At 70.0% G+C, this 17,298-nt stretch carries 15 protein-coding genes and 1 pseudogene; 12 read left to right on the forward strand and 4 right to left on the reverse strand.

The annotated features are described in order from the left end of the window. Window positions 1-147 precede the first annotated feature (147 nt). Both ACFV6H_RS32425 and ACFV6H_RS32430 read left to right on the forward strand, forming a co-directional pair. Window positions 148-429 (forward strand): type II toxin-antitoxin system Phd/YefM family antitoxin, encoded by a 282-nt coding sequence (locus ACFV6H_RS32425; protein ID WP_384778189.1) that lies wholly within the window; start codon window positions 148-150, stop codon window positions 427-429. 3 nt (window positions 430-432) lie between these two features. Continuing rightward, window positions 433-711 (forward strand): type II toxin-antitoxin system RelE/ParE family toxin, encoded by a 279-nt coding sequence (locus ACFV6H_RS32430; protein WP_385549510.1) that lies wholly within the window; start codon window positions 433-435, stop codon window positions 709-711. A gap of 34 nt (window positions 712-745) precedes the next feature. Here ACFV6H_RS32430 and ACFV6H_RS32435 read toward each other — a convergent pair whose 3' ends face one another. After that, window positions 746-1,369, reverse strand: a complete 624-nt coding sequence (locus ACFV6H_RS32435; RefSeq protein WP_385549513.1) for a TetR/AcrR family transcriptional regulator — start codon at window positions 1,367-1,369, stop codon at window positions 746-748. 109 nt (window positions 1,370-1,478) lie between these two features. Here ACFV6H_RS32435 and ACFV6H_RS32440 point away from each other — a divergent pair, with 109 nt between their 5' ends. The 4 genes and pseudogenes from ACFV6H_RS32440 (at window position 1,479) to ACFV6H_RS32455 (ending at window position 7,308) form a co-directional block, all read left to right on the forward strand. Next, window positions 1,479-3,110: a carboxyl transferase domain-containing protein gene (locus ACFV6H_RS32440; RefSeq protein WP_384987453.1), complete on the forward strand. Its 1,632-nt coding sequence runs from the start codon at window positions 1,479-1,481 to the stop codon at window positions 3,108-3,110. Between the two features lie 13 nt (window positions 3,111-3,123). Then, window positions 3,124-5,112: pseudogene (locus ACFV6H_RS32445) on the forward strand (acetyl/propionyl/methylcrotonyl-CoA carboxylase subunit alpha); the annotation flags it as partial. Between the two features lie 86 nt (window positions 5,113-5,198). After that, window positions 5,199-6,140, forward strand: a complete 942-nt coding sequence (locus ACFV6H_RS32450; RefSeq protein WP_384778204.1) for a hydroxymethylglutaryl-CoA lyase — start codon at window positions 5,199-5,201, stop codon at window positions 6,138-6,140. A gap of 7 nt (window positions 6,141-6,147) precedes the next feature. Continuing rightward, window positions 6,148-7,308 (forward strand): acyl-CoA dehydrogenase family protein, encoded by a 1,161-nt coding sequence (locus ACFV6H_RS32455; protein ID WP_385549518.1) that lies wholly within the window; start codon window positions 6,148-6,150, stop codon window positions 7,306-7,308. A 101-nt stretch (window positions 7,309-7,409) separates the two neighbouring features. On the opposite strand, the gene ACFV6H_RS32460 is transcribed toward ACFV6H_RS32455, so the two are convergent. Continuing rightward, a complete protein-coding gene (locus ACFV6H_RS32460) occupies window positions 7,410-8,990 on the reverse strand; it encodes a beta-N-acetylhexosaminidase (protein ID WP_385549588.1) in 1,581 nt (526 codons plus the stop codon). Window positions 8,991-9,227: 237 nt separating this feature from the next. Between ACFV6H_RS32460 and ACFV6H_RS32465 the strand changes: the two genes are divergently transcribed. The 3 genes from ACFV6H_RS32465 (at window position 9,228) to glmS (ending at window position 12,482) form a co-directional block, all read left to right on the forward strand. Beyond that, window positions 9,228-10,118, forward strand: a complete 891-nt coding sequence (locus ACFV6H_RS32465) for a DUF4429 domain-containing protein (protein ID WP_385549521.1) — start codon at window positions 9,228-9,230, stop codon at window positions 10,116-10,118. A 182-nt stretch (window positions 10,119-10,300) separates the two neighbouring features. Beyond that, window positions 10,301-10,576 carry a hypothetical protein gene (locus ACFV6H_RS32470; protein WP_385549524.1) on the forward strand — a complete coding sequence of 92 codons (276 nt, stop codon included), beginning with the start codon at window positions 10,301-10,303 and terminating at the stop codon, window positions 10,574-10,576. Between the two features lie 76 nt (window positions 10,577-10,652). Next, window positions 10,653-12,482 (forward strand): glutamine--fructose-6-phosphate transaminase (isomerizing), encoded by a 1,830-nt coding sequence (glmS, locus tag ACFV6H_RS32475; protein WP_093593052.1) that lies wholly within the window; start codon window positions 10,653-10,655, stop codon window positions 12,480-12,482. 167 nt (window positions 12,483-12,649) lie between these two features. Here glmS and ACFV6H_RS32480 read toward each other — a convergent pair whose 3' ends face one another. Both ACFV6H_RS32480 and ACFV6H_RS32485 read right to left on the reverse strand, forming a co-directional pair. Beyond that, entirely contained in the window at window positions 12,650-13,228 is a 579-nt protein-coding gene (locus ACFV6H_RS32480; RefSeq protein ID WP_093604976.1) for an acetate uptake transporter, read from the reverse strand. 275 nt (window positions 13,229-13,503) lie between these two features. After that, window positions 13,504-14,025, reverse strand: a complete 522-nt coding sequence (locus tag ACFV6H_RS32485; protein WP_066956441.1) for a universal stress protein — start codon at window positions 14,023-14,025, stop codon at window positions 13,504-13,506. Between the two features lie 291 nt (window positions 14,026-14,316). Here ACFV6H_RS32485 and ACFV6H_RS32490 point away from each other — a divergent pair, with 291 nt between their 5' ends. The 3 genes from ACFV6H_RS32490 (at window position 14,317) to orn (ending at window position 17,214) form a co-directional block, all read left to right on the forward strand. After that, window positions 14,317-14,994, forward strand: coding sequence for a hypothetical protein (locus ACFV6H_RS32490; protein ID WP_385549529.1), 678 nt, complete (start codon window positions 14,317-14,319; stop codon window positions 14,992-14,994). A 386-nt stretch (window positions 14,995-15,380) separates the two neighbouring features. Next, window positions 15,381-16,601, forward strand: a complete 1,221-nt coding sequence (locus ACFV6H_RS32495) for a GlxA family transcriptional regulator (RefSeq protein ID WP_384778224.1) — start codon at window positions 15,381-15,383, stop codon at window positions 16,599-16,601. Between the two features lie 10 nt (window positions 16,602-16,611). Further along, window positions 16,612-17,214 carry an oligoribonuclease gene (gene orn, locus ACFV6H_RS32500; protein ID WP_384987464.1) on the forward strand — a complete coding sequence of 201 codons (603 nt, stop codon included), beginning with the start codon at window positions 16,612-16,614 and terminating at the stop codon, window positions 17,212-17,214. The last annotated feature ends 84 nt before the right edge of the window (window positions 17,215-17,298 follow it).

Raw genomic sequence — 17,298 nt, forward strand, 5'->3', positions numbered from 1 at the left:
CACACCCCGCGCCGGATGTCCCGGCCTCCGGGCGTGAGCGTCCCGGCCTCCGACTACAGGTGTCCCGGTCTCCGGCTGTGGGTGTCCAGGTCTTCGGACAGCACTGGATGACCTTCCGGCCAGATGTACATCTGATACATTCGTTACATGAGCGAACCGGTAGTCGCATCCATGGCCGAAGTCCGCAACCATCTGGCGGATGTCATCGACCGCGCACGGCGGGACGACACCCCCACCGTCATCACGCGCCGCGGCAAGGAGGAAGCCGTTCTGGTCGACATCGACGAGTACCGGCGACTGCGGGAGATCGCGGAACGGAGCGAGGACGCCTGGCTCAACCGGCTGGCCGACGAAGCCGAATCCGAGGGAACAGCCGGCTCCATCTCACTTGAGGACATGGCCGAGGCGCTCCGGTCCCACCACGCCTGATCCATGGGATACGTCACGCGGTTCACCCCGCACGCGCAGCGGGACATGCTCAAGATCTCCCGCCCCGAGGCCCTGCGGATTCTGTACCGGCTCAGCGAGCTCCAAAAGGCGCTGGACGAAGGCGACACCGCAGCCTTTGACATCAAAGCCCTACAGGGCCACAGCGCCCGGTGGCGGCTCCGGGTCGGCGACCATCGTGTCGTCTATACGATCGAGGACGGCCAGCTGATCGTATGGGTGCTGGCAGTCGGCAACCGCCAGGACATCTATCGCGGCATGTGAGCATGCGCACCATATGAGCACTCCAGCCCCGCCCCTAAGCCGCCCCCGGCACCGGGTCCTCGTCGCCCAGTGCGGCAAAAGCTCCGTGGGCCAGGCGGCGTAGGAGGGATTCCGTTGCCGTGCGGCTCGGTAGGCCGCCGCCGGGGGTGCCTAGGTGTGGGGTTGAGTTCAGCAGGCCGAAGACGGCGTGGACCGCGCCGCGGGCCTGGGTTTCCGGTACGTCCGGGTAGAGCTTGCGTACGACGTCGACCCACAGCTCCACGTACTGCCGCTGGAGCTGGCGGACCAGCTTGCGGTCGCTGTCCCTGAGGCGGTCCAGCTCGCGGTCGTGGAGAGTGATCAGCGGGCGGTCGTCGAGGGCGAAGTCGATATGTCCGTCGATCAGCGAGGCCAGCAGGGTGGCCGGGTCGCCGTCCGTCCCGGCCACGCGCACGCGCAGCCTGCCGCCGTCCAGCAGCCGTCCGCTGATACCGACGAGCAGTTCGGCGAGCATCGCGTCCTTGCCCGCGAAATGGCGGTACAGCCCGGGACCGCTGATACCGACGGCCGCTCCTATCTCATCGACGCCGACGCCGTGGAATCCACGCTCGGCGAAGAGGCGCGCGGCGTGCTTGAGGATCTGCTCGCGGCGGGTCGGGGCGGCGGTCCTGGTGCTCATGGGAAATCATTCTAGACAGGGCTGTTAGCGGTCGTTAACCTTATGGCAACAACGTTAACGCTCACTAACCCGGTGAGTGCCCGGCGAGCCCAGCGAGGAGCTACGAGCGATGCAGCAGGCACCGGTGCTGGCGAGCGCCGCGGATCCGGCCGCCGAGGCCTGGCGGATCAACGAGGCGGCGCACGAGGAGCTGGCCCTCGGTCTGCGCACGCGGCTCGCCGCGGCGCGGCTGGGCGGCGGCGAGAAGGCCCGTGCGCGGCACACGGCGCGCGGAAAGCTGCTGCCGCGCGACCGCGTGGACACGCTGCTCGACCCGGGCTCGCCCTTTCTGGAGCTGGCGCCGCTCGCGGCCGAAGGGATGTACGGCGGCGCGGCCCCGGCCGCCGGAGTGATCGCCGGGATCGGTCGGGTCAGCGGCCGTGAGGTGGTGATCGTCGCCAATGACGCCACGGTCAAGGGCGGCACGTATTACCCGATGACGGTGAAGAAACATCTCCGCGCCCAGGAAGTGGCCCTGGAGAACCGGCTGCCGTGTCTGTATCTGGTGGATTCCGGCGGCGCCTTCCTGCCCATGCAGGACGAGGTCTTCCCCGACCGGGACCACTTCGGACGGATCTTCTACAACCAGGCCAGGATGTCCGGCGCCGGCATTCCGCAGATCGCCGCGGTGCTCGGATCCTGCACGGCGGGCGGCGCGTATGTCCCGGCGATGAGCGACGAAGCGGTGATCGTGCGCGGTCAGGGCACGATCTTCCTGGGCGGACCGCCGCTGGTGAAGGCGGCGACGGGCGAGGTCGTCACGGCCGAGGAGCTGGGCGGCGGCGAGGTCCACTCCCGGATCTCCGGTGTCACCGACCATCTCGCGGAGGACGACGCGCACGCGCTGCGGATCGTGCGCACCATCGTCTCCACGCTGCCCGCGCGCGGCGCGCTTCCCTGGTCCGTCGAGCCGGTCGAGGAGCCCAAGGCCGATCCCGCCGGGCTGTACGGAGCGGTGCCGGTGGACTCCCGTACGCCCTACGACGTCCGTGAGGTCGTCGCGCGGCTGGTCGACGGCTCGCGGTTCGCCGAGTTCAAGGCCGAGTTCGGGACAACACTGGTGACGGGATTCGCGCGGATCCATGGGCACCCCGTCGGCATCATCGCCAACAACGGCATCCTGTTCTCCGAATCCGCCCAGAAGGGCGCGCACTTCATCGAGCTGTGCGACCAGCGCGGTATCCCGCTGCTCTTCCTCCAGAACATCTCCGGCTTCATGGTCGGCAGGGACTACGAGGCGGGCGGGATCGCCAAGCACGGCGCGAAGATGGTGACGGCCGTGGCGTGCGCGCGGGTGCCGAAGCTGACGGTCGTGATCGGCGGTTCGTACGGCGCGGGCAACTACTCGATGTGCGGCCGGGCCTACTCGCCACGCTTCCTGTGGATGTGGCCCAACGCCAAGATCTCGGTCATGGGCGGTGAGCAGGCCGCGTCCGTGCTGGCGACCGTCAAGCGCGACCAGATCGAAGGGCGCGGCGAGGAGTGGCCGGCCGAGGACGAGGAGTCGTTCAAGTCGCCGATCCGCGCGCAGTACGAGACCCAGGGCAACGCCTATTACGCGACCGCGCGCCTCTGGGACGACGGTGTGATCGACCCGCTGGAGACCCGGCAGGTGGTGGGTCTGGCCCTGACCGCGTGTGCCAACGCCCCACTGCCCCAGCGGGACAGCGCGGCGCCCGGCTTCGGCGTCTTCCGGATGTGATGTGAGGGTGGGCATGTTCGACACGGTTCTGATCGCCAACCGCGGCGAGATCGCGGTGCGTGTCATCCGTACTCTGCGCGCTCTGGGAGTGCGCTCGGTCGCGGTCTTCAGCGACGCGGACGCGGACGCCCGGCATGTGCGGGAGGCCGACACGGCCGTACGGATCGGCCCGGCCGCCGCGTCCGAGAGCTATCTCTCCGTGGACAGGCTGCTGGCCGCGGCGGCCCGTACGGGAGCGCAGGCGGTCCATCCGGGCTATGGCTTCCTCGCGGAGAACGAGACGTTCGCGCGGGCCTGCGCGGACGCCGGGCTGGTCTTCATCGGACCGCCCGCCTCCGCCATCGAGCTGATGGGCGACAAGATCCGCGCCAAGGAGACGGTCCGGGCGGCGGGCGTCCCGGTGGTGCCCGGCTCCTCGGGCAGCGGTCTGACCGATGGCGAACTGGCCGCCGCGGCGGCGGAGATCGGTATGCCGGTGCTGCTCAAGCCCTCGGCGGGCGGCGGCGGCAAGGGCATGCGGCTGGTACGCGCGGAGTCGCTGCTCGCCGAGGAGATCGCGGCGGCCCGCCGGGAGGCGCGCTCCTCCTTCGGGGACGACACGCTGCTGGTGGAGCGGTGGGTGAACCGGCCGCGCCATATCGAGATCCAGGTGCTGGCGGACACCCACGGGAATGTGGTGCATCTCGGCGAGCGCGAGTGCTCGCTCCAGCGCCGCCATCAGAAGATCATCGAGGAGGCGCCGTCCGTCCTGCTGGACGAGGCGACGCGCGCGGCGATGGGCGAGGCAGCGGTCCAGGCGGCGCGCTCGTGCGGATACGCGGGCGCGGGGACGGTCGAGTTCATCGTGCCCGGCCGCGATCCGGCCTCGTACTTCTTCATGGAGATGAACACCCGCCTCCAGGTGGAGCATCCGGTCACGGAGCTGGTCACGGGCCTCGATCTGGTCGAGTGGCAGCTACGGGTCGCCGCCGGCGAGAAGCTTCCCTTCGCCCAGCCGGACATCCACCTCACCGGCCACGCCGTGGAGGCCCGGATCTACGCGGAGGACCCGGCGCGCGGATTCCTGCCCACCGGCGGTACGGTCCTGGCGCTGCGCGAGCCGCAGGGCGACGGCGTACGGACGGACTCGGGCCTCTCCGAGGGCTCGGACGTCGGCAGTACGTACGACCCGATGCTCTCCAAGGTCATCGCCCATGGCCCGGACCGGCCCACCGCCCTGCGCAGACTACGGGCGGCCCTTGCCGGGACGGTCACGCTGGGCGTCCCCACGAACGCCGGCTTCCTCCGCCGGCTTCTCGCCCATCCCTCGGTGATCGCGGGCGATCTCGACACGGGCCTGGTGGAGCGGGACACGGCGTCCCTGCTTCCGGACGGAGTCCCGCCGGAGGTCTACGCGGCGGCGGCAGCGGTACGCCAGGCGGAGCTTCGGCCGCCCGCGCGCGCGGGATGGGTGGATCCCTTCTCCGTACCGAACGGCTGGCGCCTGGGCGGCGAACCCGTCCCGGTGACACACCGGTTGCAAGTAACGGGACTCGAACCCGTCGCTCACCAGATGCGGCCCGGGGACAGGTTCCAGGTGGAGCCCACCCGGGTCACGGTCACCGTTAACGGGATGACCCACACCTTCCACCGGGCCGGCGACTGGCTCGGCAGGGACGGCGAGAGCTGGCATGTGGTGGACTTCGATCCCGTCGAGGCCGCCCTGCGCGGGAGCGGCGCGCGTGGCGGAGTGGACTCGCTGGTCGCGCCCATGCCGGGCACCGTCACCGTGGTCAAGGTGGCCGTCGGGGACGAGGTGGCGGCCGGGCAGAGCCTGCTCGTCGTCGAGGCGATGAAGATGGAGCACGTCATCTCCGCGCCGCACGCGGGCACCGTCACCGAGCTGGATGTCACGCCCGGCTCCACCGTCGCCATGGACCAGATCCTGGCGGTCGTCACCCCGGCGCCCGCACCGGAGGACCTCGCGCCAGCCGCGCCAGCCGCGCCGACCGCGCCACCGGACACCGCGCCCACCGCGACGCCGGATACCGCGCCACCGGACCCAGCGTCGGCCGCGCCCACGGACACCGCCATCCCTCAGGAGGAGTCATGACCGACGGACTGCCCATGGCCGTCCCGGCGGAGGGACTGCCGCCCCAGGTGCGTATCCACGAGGTGGGCGCGCGCGACGGGCTCCAGAACGAGAAGGCCGTCGTACCGACCGAGGTGAAGGCCGAGTTCATCCACCGGCTCGCCCACGCCGGGCTGACCACCATCGAGGCCACCAGCCTCGTACGCCCCGACTGGGTGCCTCAGCTCGCCGACGCCGAGGAGCTGTTCCCTCTCCTCGGCGATCTGGGCAGGGAGGTCGCGCTTCCCGTCCTCGTCCCCAACTCCCGTGGCCTCGACCGCGCCATCGCCCTCGGCGTCCGCCGTATCGCCGTGTTCGGCAGCGCCACCGAGTCCTTCGCCAAGGCCAATCTCAACCGTACGGTCGACGAATCGCTCGCCATGTTCGCGCCGGTGGTCGAGCGGGCCCGCGCGGACAAGATCCATGTCCGCGGCTATCTCTCCATGTGCTTCGGCGACCCGTGGGAAGGTCCCGTCCCCATCCATCAGGTCGTCCGGGTCGCCAAGGCCCTGCTGGACCTGGGCTGTGACGAGCTGAGCCTCGGCGACACCATCGGCGTCGCCACTCCCGGCCATGTACAGACCCTCCTCGCCGAGCTGAACGAGGAGGGCGTGCCGACCAATGCCCTCGGTGTGCACTTCCACGACACCTACGGCCAGGCCCTCGCCAACACCTTCGCCGCGCTCCAGCACGGTGTGACCACGGTGGACGCCTCCGCGGGCGGCCTCGGCGGCTGCCCGTACGCAAAGAGCGCCACCGGAAACCTCGCCACCGAAGATCTCGTGTGGATGCTCGACGGCCTCGGTATCGAGACCGGCGTCGATCTCGGCAAGCTCACCGCCACCAGCGTCTGGCTGGCCGAACGGCTGGGCCGCCCCAGCCCCTCCCGTACCGTCCGAGCCCTCTCCCACAAGGAGTGACGCACCCATGTCCCTGGACCACCGGCTCTCCGCCGAGCACGAAGAACTGCGCCGCACCGTCGAGGAGTTCGCCCATGACGTCGTGGCGCCCAAGATCGGCGATTTCTACGAGCGGCACGAGTTCCCGTACGAGATCGTCCGTGAGATGGGACGGATGGGCCTGTTCGGTCTGCCGTTCCCCGAGGAGTACGGCGGTATGGGCGGCGACTATCTCGCGCTCGGTATCGCCCTCGAAGAGCTGGCCCGCGTCGACTCCTCCGTGGCGATCACCCTGGAGGCCGGAGTCTCGCTCGGCGCCATGCCCATCCATCTCTTCGGTACGGAGGAGCAGAAGCGCGAGTGGCTCCCGGGCCTCTGCTCGGGCGAGATGCTCGGCGCGTTCGGACTGACGGAGCCGGAGGCAGGCTCCGACGCGGGCGGCACCCGCACCACGGCCGTGCGCGACGGCGACATGTGGGTGATCAACGGCAGCAAGTGCTTCATCACCAACTCCGGTACGGACATCACCGGTCTGGTCACGGTCACGGCCGTCACCGGCCACAAGGCGGACGGCCGTCCGGAGATCTCCTCGATCATCGTCCCGTCCGGCACGCCCGGCTTCACCGTTGCCGCGCCCTACTCCAAGGTCGGCTGGAACGCCTCGGACACCCGTGAGCTGTCCTTCTCGGACGTACGGGTCCCGCTGGCGAATCTGCTCGGCCAGGAGGGCCGGGGATACGCCCAGTTCCTCCGTATCCTCGACGAGGGCCGGATCGCGATCTCCGCGCTGGCGACCGGTCTCGCCCAGGGCTGTGTGGACGAGTCGGTGGCGTACGCGAAGCAGCGGCACGCGTTCGGGCGGCCGATCGGCGCCAACCAGGCCATCCAGTTCAAGCTCGCCGACATGGAGATGCGCGCGCACATGGCGCGGATCGGCTGGCGGGACGCGGCCTCGCGGCTGGTCCACGGTGAACCGTTCAAGAAGGAGGCGGCGCTGGCGAAGCTGTACTCGTCGACGGTCGCCGTCGACAACGCCCGCGAGGCCACCCAGATCCATGGCGGCTACGGCTTTATGAACGAGTATCCGGTGGCCAGGATGTGGCGCGACTCCAAGATCCTGGAGATCGGCGAGGGCACGAGCGAGGTCCAGCGGATGCTGATCGCACGGGAGCTGGGCCTGCCGGGCTGAGCGACGACGGCGCGCGGCGGGTACGCGACAGATGCACGGCGGGTACGCGGCGGGTGCCGAGGGCCGGCCGGTCCCCCAGGCACCCGCCGCGCGTGGGTCCGTCAGCCGGTCGGCCAGGGCACCAGCGGCGAGCGGTAGTAGTCGATACCGAGCGCCGTCATACGCGGTCCCTGCGCCGCCAGCCGCACTTTGTATGTGTCCCAGTCGTGCGTGGCCGCCGGGGACCAGCCCAGCTCCGCGACACCGAGCAGCCGCGGGAACGCCATGAACTCCAGCTGGTCACTGGTGGCGAGAGTCTCCGTCCAGAGCGGCGCCTCGATACCGAGCACCGCGTCCTCGGGCACGCCCGCGCCGGCGAGATACGTCCCCGGATCCCAGCCGTACGAACGGTCCACCTCGGTGTAGCCGGCCCAGGACTGGCCCAGCGCGGTGCTTCTGTCGTACTTCATATCGAGATACACGCGGTCAGCCGGAGAGAGGATCAGCCCGGTGCCCTTCTTGGCCGCCGCCGCGACCTGCGCGCGCTCGGCGGCGCCCGTGGCGTCGTAACCCCAGTACTGGGCCACGGCTCCGGCGACCGGCGTGGCACCGGTGAGCTGATGCCAGCCGACGACGGTCTTGCCGTACTTCCGGACGACGGCCTGCGCCCGGTCCATGAAGGCCACATAGTCGGCATGGCTGGTGGCATGCGCCTCGTCGCCGCCGATGTGGAGGTACTTGCCCGGCGTGAGCGCGGCCAGCTCGCGCACCACGTCGTCCACGAAGTCGTACGTCACCTCCTTCGACACGCACAACGAGCTGAAGCCGACGCTCGTGCCCGTGTAGAGCGGAGGCGCGACGCCGTCGCAGTTCAGCTCGGCGTACGAGGCGAGCGCGGCGTTGGTGTGGCCCGGCATGTCGATCTCCGGGATGACCTCCAGCTCGCGGGAGGCCGCGTAGCGCACCAGATCGCGGTACTGGGCCTTGCTGTAGTAGCCGCCTGGACCGCCGCCGACCTGGGTGGAACCGCCGTATGTGGCCAGCCTCGGCCAGGAGTCGACGGCGATCCGCCAGCCCTGGTCGTCGGAGAGGTGCAGATGCAGCTTGTTGATCTTGTAGAGCGCCAGCTGGTCGATATAGAGCTTGACCTGATCGACCGTCAGGAAATGCCGTGAGACATCGAGCATCGCGCCCCGGTAGCCATAGCGCGGGCTGTCCGTGATGGTGCCGCCCGCGACCGTCCAGGGACCGCGCTGCGCGCCGCGCTTCTCCACCGAGGCGGGCAGCAACTGGCGCAGTGTCTGGACGCCGTGGAAGAGTCCGGCGGGCTCACGGGCGGTGATCGTGACACCGCGCCGCCCGGACTCCAGCCGGTAGCCCTCCGCGCCCAGACTCCGCTCTCCCGTGCCGAGCCGCAGCCGGATACCGCCCTGCGCGTGCCGGTCGGTGACCGGCAGGGCGTATCCGGTGGACGGGCGCAGCACGTCGGCCAGATACGAGCCGATCCGCCGCGCCTCGCGCGAGTCGTCGCGCGAGCGGCCGTCGACCAGGATGCGGGTCGCCGCAGTGATGACGTACGGCGAGCCGCCCGGCCGTACGCGCTGCGGCGCGGGCACGACCTGGTCCAGCGGACGCGCGGCTGCCGTGCCGCCGGCTCCGGAGCCGCCGTGAGGGCGGTCGCCATGGACGGTCGCGGAGCCCATGGGCACCGGGCCCGTGGCTCCGATGCCGGCGATACCGGCCGCCACGACGAGCAGCAGCGAGCCGAACAGCCGAGGTAACGATCTGCGGTGTGCCACAACGGTTCTCACAAGGTTGTCCCTTCGACGGGGTACTCACCTGCGGTGCCGGGCGATGAACTTCTCCCATGGGACCCGCACGTCCCACCGGCGGTCAAGGTGTAGACCAATTTCCGCCCTCCCGATGGAAGAATCCACGGCATGGCGGAAATCATCCAGAAGGACGGCACATGGCTCTTCGACGGAGATACGGTCCGCATCGTGCCCGGCAACGACAAGGGCGTGAGCCCGCTGCGCGCGGCACTCGGTGAAATCGCCGTACCGCTGGAGGCGCTGGCCGGGATCTCCTTCGAGTCGGGCCGGAAGTCCGGGCGGCTCCGGCTGCGGCTGCGGGACGGCGCCGATCCGCTGCTCCAGATCGCCGCCGGCCGGCTGGGCGAGAGCTCGGATCCGTACCGGCTGACCGTGGAAAGGGACCGTTCCGGAGTCGCGGAGTATCTCGTGGACGAGGTGCGCAACGCCCTGCTGCTGGACGGTGTGGAGTCCGGTCCCGTCGACCGCTATCTGCTGCCCGGGCCCGCCCTGCCGATCACCGCGAGCGCGGGCGACGGGACCGTCACCTTCGACGGCGAGCGGATCAGACTGGAGTGGAACTGGAAGACCGAGGAGTCCAAGTCCTCGGGCGGCCCCACGATCCTGGCGCTGGCCGATGTGGAGTCGGTGGAGTGGCAGCCGAGCGCCGGGCTGGACAACGGCTATATGCGCTTCCGGGTGGCCAGGGCACCGGCGTCGGCCCGGCCGAAGTACGACCCGTACGCGGTGGAGCTGTGGGGATTCAGGAAGGACCCGCTGATGGCGCTGGCGGGAGCCGCCGTGGTGGCCCGGCTGCCGCATCCGTACGCCTCGGCCGTTACGGGTACGGGCACGGAGGCGGAGCCGGAGACGGAGCCGGCGGGCACCGCGGCGCCGGGCGGCGAGGACCACGACGCGCTGCTGCGCAGACTGCGGGAGCTGGGCGAGCTGCACCAGGCCGGGATACTCACCGCCGAGGAGTTCGCCACCGCCAAACAGGCCGTCCTGAAGCGGCTCTGAGAGCGGCCCGGGCTGCCGTTCGGGCGGCGCCGCATCCGCCGCATCCCGCATATCCGTCGTATTCGCCGTACCTTCGCCGTAGTAGCTGACCGTTCCCTCGTTCGGCCCCGGAAAGGGCCGACTCCTGCCCGATTCCGGGCAGATTTCTTGCAAACACCCTTCCGTACCCGCAATATCAACGGGTGCCGGAACGCAGCCCGTCGTACGACGACCTCATCGACCATCTCGTCCGCAGCACCGCGCTCCGGCGCGGCGAGGCGGCCCGGGTGGTGCTCGACGTGCTGGCGTACTTCGACGAGACGACCGAGGAGTTCGTCCGCCGCCGCCACCGGGAGATACAGGCCTCCGGCGGCACCAACGCGGAGATCTTCGAGCGGATCGCGGCCGAGCTGCCGCACCGGGCGGTAGCGCCGCCGGAGCTCTCACTCCGGCAGTTGCGCCGCATCGTCTACGGCTGAAGCGATTGAAGCGATCCACAGCCGAACCGATCTACGGCTGAACCGATCATGAACCGATCTGGAGGGGCAAGACTGTATGTGCGGAATCGTCGGATATATCGGCAAGCGTGATGTGGCACCACTGCTGCTGGAGGGCCTTCAGCGGCTGGAGTACCGCGGATACGACTCGGCGGGCGTGGTCATCACCGGCAAGCCGGCCGCGGGCAAGGCCGCCACGCTGAAGATGGTCAAGGCCAAGGGCCGGGTCCGCGAACTGGAGGCCCGCGTGCCCAAGCGCTTCACGGGCACCACCGGTATCGCGCACACCCGCTGGGCCACCCATGGCTCGCCGAGCGACGAGAACGCGCATCCGCACATGGACGCCGAGGGCAAGGTCGCGCTCGTCCACAACGGCATCATCGACAACGCCTCCGAGCTGCGGGTGAAGCTGGAGGCGGACGGTGTGGTGTTCCTCTCCGAGACCGACACCGAGGTGATGACCCATCTCATCGCCCGCTCCCAGGCCGCCACCCTGGAGGAGAAGGTCCGCCAGGCGCTCCAGCTCATCGAGGGCACCTACGGGATCGCGGTCCTGCACGCCGACTTCCCGGACCGTATCGTCGTCGCGCGCAACGGCTCACCGGTCGTCCTCGGGATCGGCGAGAAGGAGATGTTCGTCGCCTCCGACGTGGCCGCCCTCGTCTCGCACACCCGCCAGGTCGTCACGCTCGACGACGGCGAGATGGCCACGCTCAAGGCCGACGACTTCCGTACGTACACGACCGAGGGCTCCCGCACCTCGGCCACGCCGACCACCGTGGAGTGGGAGGCCGAGTCGTACGACATGGGCGGCCACGACACATATATGCACAAGGAGATCTCGGAGCAGCCCGACGCCGTGGACCGGGTGCTGCGCGGCCGGATCGACGACCGGTTCGCCACCGTGCATCTCGGCGGCCTCAATCTGGACGCCCGCGAGGCGCGCGGAGTGCGCCGGATCAAGATCCTGGGCTGCGGCACCTCGTACCACGCGGGACTCATCGGCGCGCAGCTCATCGAGGAGCTGGCGCGGATCCCGGCGGACGCCGAGCCCGCCTCCGAATTCCGCTACCGCAATCCGGTCGTGGATCCCGACACGCTCTATGTCGCGGTGTCGCAGTCCGGTGAGACGTACGACGTGCTGGCCGCGGTGCAGGAGCTCAAGCGCAAGGGTGCGCGGGTGCTGGGCGTGGTCAATGTGGTGGGCTCGGCGATCGCCCGGGAGACCGACGGCGGCGTGTATGTGCACGCGGGCCCGGAGGTCTGTGTCGTCTCCACCAAGTGCTTCACCAACACCGTGGTCGCCTTCGCGCTGCTGGCGCTGCATCTCGGCCGTATCCGCGATCTGTCGGTCGCCGACGGCAAGCGGATCATCGACGGGCTGCGCAGACTGCCCGCCCAGATCTCCGAGATCCTGGCGACGGAGGAGGCCATCGCGAAGCTGGCGGCCCAGTACGCGGACTCCGCCTCGATGATGTTCATCGGGCGGGTGCGCGGCTATCCGGTGGCGCTGGAGGCCTCCCTGAAGCTCAAGGAGATCTCGTACATCCACGCCGAGGCCTATCCCGCCTCCGAGCTCAAGCACGGCCCGCTCGCGCTGATCGAACCGGCGCTGCCGACGGTCGCGATCGTCCCGGACGACGATCTGCTGGAGAAGAACCGCGCGGCGCTGGAGGAGATCAAGGCGCGCAGCGGCCCGATCCTGGCGGTGGCGCACCAGCCGCAGGAGAAGGCCGACCACACGATCGTGGTACCGAAGAACGAGACCGAGCTGGACGCGATCCTGCTGGGCATCCCGCTCCAGCTCCTGGCGTACCACACGGCACTGGCGCTGGGCCGTGACATCGACAAGCCCAGGAACCTGGCGAAGTCGGTGACGGTGGAGTAGCAGGGCGCGTCCGGGTCCGAGCCCCGCGGCCCCGGAGCCGGCCCCGAAACCGGCTGCGGCCGAGCCCTCGGCAGGGCTGTGAGAGCGCCCCCAGTGCATGCCGCCCGGCGCGCCGGGGGCGCTCTCCGTAGGGGTCGGCGCTGCCCGGACACCGGCCCGCGGCTGCCTCAGCCGGTGGCCGTCACCCCCCGGCCGGCAGCACGACGGCGCGGCAGTGCGGTCGGCCACTTGGCAAGCGCGGCCGTCGCTCCGTACCAGGCGGCGAGGCCCGCCACGGCGGCGACCCAGCCGCCTATCTTGGCGAGCCCGGTGCTGTCGGCGAACTGCCCGACGGCGAGCAGCAGCAGTGCGACGGTGAGCAGTCCGTACGTGCCCTGGAACAGCGGCCCCGCGTCCGCCGCGCCCAAGGTGAGGCTGAGCGCCAGCAGCGCCCACAGGAGGAGGAAGAGGCCGGCCGCGTCGGCGGAGATCTGATCGCCGACGCCCGTACCCCAGGTGAACCAGAAGGCTCCGAGGCCCGCGAAGGCCGTACCGGTGAATGAACGGCCCGCCCGGAATTCGAGCAGTCCGGCGACGAAGAGCGCGACACCGCCGACGTACAGCGCGAGCGGGACGGCGTCGGCCGCCGTCGCTCCGTCGATGACGGCGGTGTGGCCGATGCCGAAAGCGAGCAGGGTGAGTCCGAGCGCGAGATGGCCGAGAACCGAAGTCGAGGTGGTGCTTCCCGCAGAGACGTCGTTGTCCACGGCGGGCTCCCTTCATGATGTGCGGGTGTGCTGTTTCCCAGCGACCGTTATGTACCCTTCACAAGCGCACGATGCACCTCTACGCGTGAGTAAATTCACCTTGGGCGCAAGGGAGTTGACACATACTCAGACAATGTGAAGTGCAGCGGGCAGAGCGGCGCCCGGGCCGGATCACATCGGGTCAGGTCGGATCACGTCAGGCCGGATCGCGTCAGGTGTCAGGTCGGACCGGGCCGCGTCGGACCGAGCGGGCGTCAGGGAATCGCGCCCGACCGTCAGGGAATCACCACGACGGGCCGCTGCGCGCGCCGCGCGAGCCGTCCCGCCACCGAGCCGAAGATCCGCCCGACGATGCCGTGCGTGGAGCCGACGACGATCGCGTCCGCCGAATACTCCTCGCCGACCTCTTCCAGCTCATGGCAGATGTCACCGCCGCGCTCGACCAGGATCCACGGGACCTCGGCGAGATAGTCCGCACAGGCCAGTTCGAGACCGAGCACCTCGGTGCGGTGGTCCGGCACATCCACGAAGACCGGCGGTTCGCAGCCCGCCCAGACCGTGGTCGGGAGCCGGTTGGCGACATGGACGATGATCAGGCCGGAGCCCAGCCGTTTGGCCATGCCGATGGCGTACGCGAGCGCCCGCTCGCTGGAGGTCGAGCCGTCGAAGCCGACGACCACTCCGTGCCGGAAGGCGGGATCGCAGGAGGCATCTGTCTGTTCCGCCGCTCGCAGGTCCGACAGAGGGTCGGCCACGCGCTTGCGGTCTGCGGGTTCGGGGATTTCGTGACCAGCCATGGCGTCTCGGCTAAAGAGGTCCTCTTGGGAAGGGACAACAATGGTCGTGGCGGGTGTCGTGGTGGGCGGGTGCCGTGTCCGGGAATCATCTTCCCAATCCGTACCCATAAGGGTACGGCGACACTCTTCTCATGCCCAGAGCCCGCCGCCCCACACGCGGCGTTCCAGGGAGCATGCACGAGGCTGCCCGGGATCGCAATGCCGGATGGCCCCTACAGTTGTCCGAGGAGTGACCGGAGGGCTCCGCTCCTCGTTGGCCATCGGTCATATCGTCACTTCGAGGGAGCACCCGTGCCCGCATCACCGACCGCTCAGGCCACTCCGGACGCTCCACGTCGCGACGCGCGTGAGACGCTGCGCGCGACCTCGGCGGCGGACGAGGCGGATCCGGCGGGCGGCGGACTCGCCGCGTCCGACACTCGGTCGCTCGCGGAGCGGGCCGTGGAACCGGCTGCCGGGCTCCCGCCGCACCGGGCGGCGGGAAGTCGTACGGAGCGGTCCCGCGCTCCGCACGGAGAGCCGTGCCGGGAGCCCGTCGCGGACACCGCGCGGGCGCCGTCGGGAGATCCGGCGGGCGAGGTGGTCCGCTGGGCGTCGTTGAGCTGTCTGCTGGTCCCGGTGGTCCTCACCGTGTACGGCACGTCCTTCGGCGGCACGATCGCCACGACGCTCGGCCTCGCCGCGGTGACCGCCGTCTGCCGGCTGCTGCTGCGCCGTTCCGAGCGCTCCGCCGCCCAACTGCGGGCGGAGGAGGCGAAGATGGGAGAACGGCCGCGGAGGGGCGTGGGCGCGAGGACGGAAGCGGGCGCGGAGGGCCGGGCGGGCGCGAGAAGAAGAGCGCGCGGGAGGACGAGGAACGAGGTAAGGATGTACGGAACGTACGGAACGTCCGGAAGCCGACGGTCCTCGGGGGGTCGGGGGGCGCGTCGAAGCTCACGCACGCGTGAAGGTAGTGCGCCGGGAGATTGAAAGCTTCGTACAGACGCACCCATCACTTTTCGGCCAACTTCACACTGGGAGAGAACCCCTGGGGAAATGGCCTGCCAACCCCCTTGCCACCAGGGAAGAAAGGACCGACCCAGTCCTCCGCACCCTACGGGGACGGGCCATGCACGCGAGGCCCACTTCCACTCTCGGCTCCCGAGTGGAACGCTTCGTGATCGAATGCTTCGCGCCAAGTTGCCTTGTCGACATAGCGCCGGATGGAGAACTTGTCACGCCGGCACCACGGGACACAGTAGATTCGATCATGAGTATCGAAGGCTGGGGACCCGTGCAAAACCGAGGGGAATCGTGCAGGAGCGAGAGGCCCGACAAGAACGGGGAGACGCGAACACCGAGGGGGGCTTAGCGCCATGAGCCAGGACTCCATTGCCGCACCGGAGTCAGCACGGAAGCTTTCCGGGCGTCGCCGACGAGAAGTCGTCGCCGTGCTGCTCTTCAGCGGTGGCCCCATCTTCGAGAGCTCAATTCCGCTCTCGGTGTTCGGAATCGACCGCCAGGACGCCGGGGTTCCCCGCTACCGCCTGCTCGTGTGTGCCGGGGAGGACGGACCGCTGCGCACCACCGGCGGGCTCGAACTCACCGCGCCGTACGGCCTGGAGGCGATCAGCAGGGCGGGCACCGTGGTCGTGCCGGCATGGCGGTCGATCACATCGCCGCCACCACCGGAGGCGCTGGACGCGCTGCGCCGGGCGCACGAGGAGGGCGCGAGAATCGTCGGTCTGTGCACCGGCGCGTTCGTGCTCGCCGCGGCCGGTCTGCTGGACGGCCGCCCGGCCACCACACACTGGATGTACGCGCCGACGCTCGCCAAGCGCTATCCGTCCGTGCATGTGGATCCGCGTGAGCTGTTCGTCGACGACGGCGATGTGCTGACGTCGGCGGGCACGGCGGCCGGAATCGATCTGTGTCTGCATATAGTCCGGACGGATCACGGCGCGGAGGCCGCGGGCGCGCTCGCGCGCAGACTGGTCGTACCTCCGCGGCGCAGTGGCGGTCAGGAGCGCTATCTGGACAGGTCTTTACCAGAAGAGATCGGCTCCGACCCGCTCGCCGAGGTCGTGGCCTGGGCGCTGGAGCATCTGCACGAGCAGTTCGACGTGGAGACGCTCGCGGCCCGCGCGTACATGAGCCGCCGTACGTTCGACCGGCGGTTCCGCTCGCTGACCGGAAGCGCGCCGCTCCAGTGGCTGATCACCCAGCGGGTGCTTCAGGCACAGCGGCTGCTGGAGACCTCCGACTACTCCGTCGACGAGGTCGCCGGCCGCTGCGGCTTCCGCTCACCGGTGGCGCTGCGCGGCCACTTCCGGCGCCAGCTCGGCTCCTCTCCCGCGGCCTACCGGTCCGCCTACCGGGCCAGGCGCCCGCAGGGCGAGCCGATGGCGCCGGGAGTCATGGAGTCGGTCGTGCCGGCCCAGGCCTCACCGCACGCCAGACGGGCGGCGGCAGCCGTCGGCCTGCCGGGCCAGACGGCCACGTCGGCGGCGGTGTCCGAGCACGGGAAGCCAGGTTCCGACATGTACGCAACAGGTCCGGGCCGTCCGAGTCTGCCCGGCCAGCGGAGCGCCCCGTAGGGTAAGGCGTATGAACGACCGCATGGTGTGGATCGACTGCGAGATGACCGGGCTCTCGCTGACGGACGACGCACTCATCGAGGTGGCCGCCCTGGTCACCGACTCGGAGCTGAACGTGCTCGGTGAAGGGGTGGACATCGTGATCCGCCCGCCGGACGCGGCGCTGGAGACCATGCCCGAGGTGGTGCGGCAGATGCACACCACCTCGGGACTCCTCGACGAGCTGGCGGGCGGTACGACGCTGGCCGCCGCCGAGGAGCAGGTCCTGGCGTATGTACGCGAGCATGTCAAGGAGCCCGGCAAGGCTCCGCTGTGCGGGAACACGGTCGGCACCGACCGCGGCTTCCTGCTGCGTGACATGCCGACGCTGGAGGGCTACCTCCACTACCGCATCGTGGATGTCTCCTCGGTCAAGGAGCTGGCCCGCCGCTGGTATCCGCGGGCGTACTTCAACAGCCCGGAGAAGGCCGGCAACCACCGCGCGCTCGCCGATATCCGCGAATCCATCGCGGAGCTGCGCTACTACCGCGAGGCGGTCTTCGTACCGGCGCCGGGCCCGGACTCCGACACGGCCAAGCAGATCGCGGCCAAGCACGTGCTCCACACCCCATAGCCCCATCCGGGCACCCCCGCACCCCGGGAAGCGCCCGCCGCCACCGCAGCACGAATACAGGCGCGAGCACCCTCGCGGACCCTG

Source organism: Streptomyces sp. NPDC059743, assembly GCF_042732975.1.
In the GTDB taxonomy this organism is placed as follows: Bacteria; Actinomycetota; Actinomycetes; order Streptomycetales; family Streptomycetaceae; genus Streptomyces.

Bases quoted from the DNA above. Each gene is read 5' to 3' on its own strand.
- ACFV6H_RS32425 (WP_384778189.1), top strand. From the start codon at position 148: ATGAGCGAACCGGTAGTCGCATCCATGGCCGAAGTCCGCAACCATCTG.
- ACFV6H_RS32430 (WP_385549510.1), top strand. From the start codon at position 433: ATGGGATACGTCACGCGGTTCACCCCGCACGCGCAGCGGGACATGCTC.
- ACFV6H_RS32435 (WP_385549513.1), bottom strand. From the start codon at position 1,369: ATGAGCACCAGGACCGCCGCCCCGACCCGCCGCGAGCAGATCCTCAAG.
- ACFV6H_RS32440 (WP_384987453.1), top strand. From the start codon at position 1,479: ATGCAGCAGGCACCGGTGCTGGCGAGCGCCGCGGATCCGGCCGCCGAG.
- ACFV6H_RS32450 (WP_384778204.1), top strand. From the start codon at position 5,199: ATGACCGACGGACTGCCCATGGCCGTCCCGGCGGAGGGACTGCCGCCC.
- ACFV6H_RS32455 (WP_385549518.1), top strand. From the start codon at position 6,148: ATGTCCCTGGACCACCGGCTCTCCGCCGAGCACGAAGAACTGCGCCGC.
- ACFV6H_RS32460 (WP_385549588.1), bottom strand. From the start codon at position 8,990: ATGGGCTCCGCGACCGTCCATGGCGACCGCCCTCACGGCGGCTCCGGA.
- ACFV6H_RS32465 (WP_385549521.1), top strand. From the start codon at position 9,228: ATGGCGGAAATCATCCAGAAGGACGGCACATGGCTCTTCGACGGAGAT.
- glmS (WP_093593052.1), top strand. From the start codon at position 10,653: ATGTGCGGAATCGTCGGATATATCGGCAAGCGTGATGTGGCACCACTG.
- ACFV6H_RS32485 (WP_066956441.1), bottom strand. From the start codon at position 14,025: ATGGCTGGTCACGAAATCCCCGAACCCGCAGACCGCAAGCGCGTGGCC.
- ACFV6H_RS32495 (WP_384778224.1), top strand. From the start codon at position 15,381: ATGAGCCAGGACTCCATTGCCGCACCGGAGTCAGCACGGAAGCTTTCC.
- orn (WP_384987464.1), top strand. From the start codon at position 16,612: ATGAACGACCGCATGGTGTGGATCGACTGCGAGATGACCGGGCTCTCG.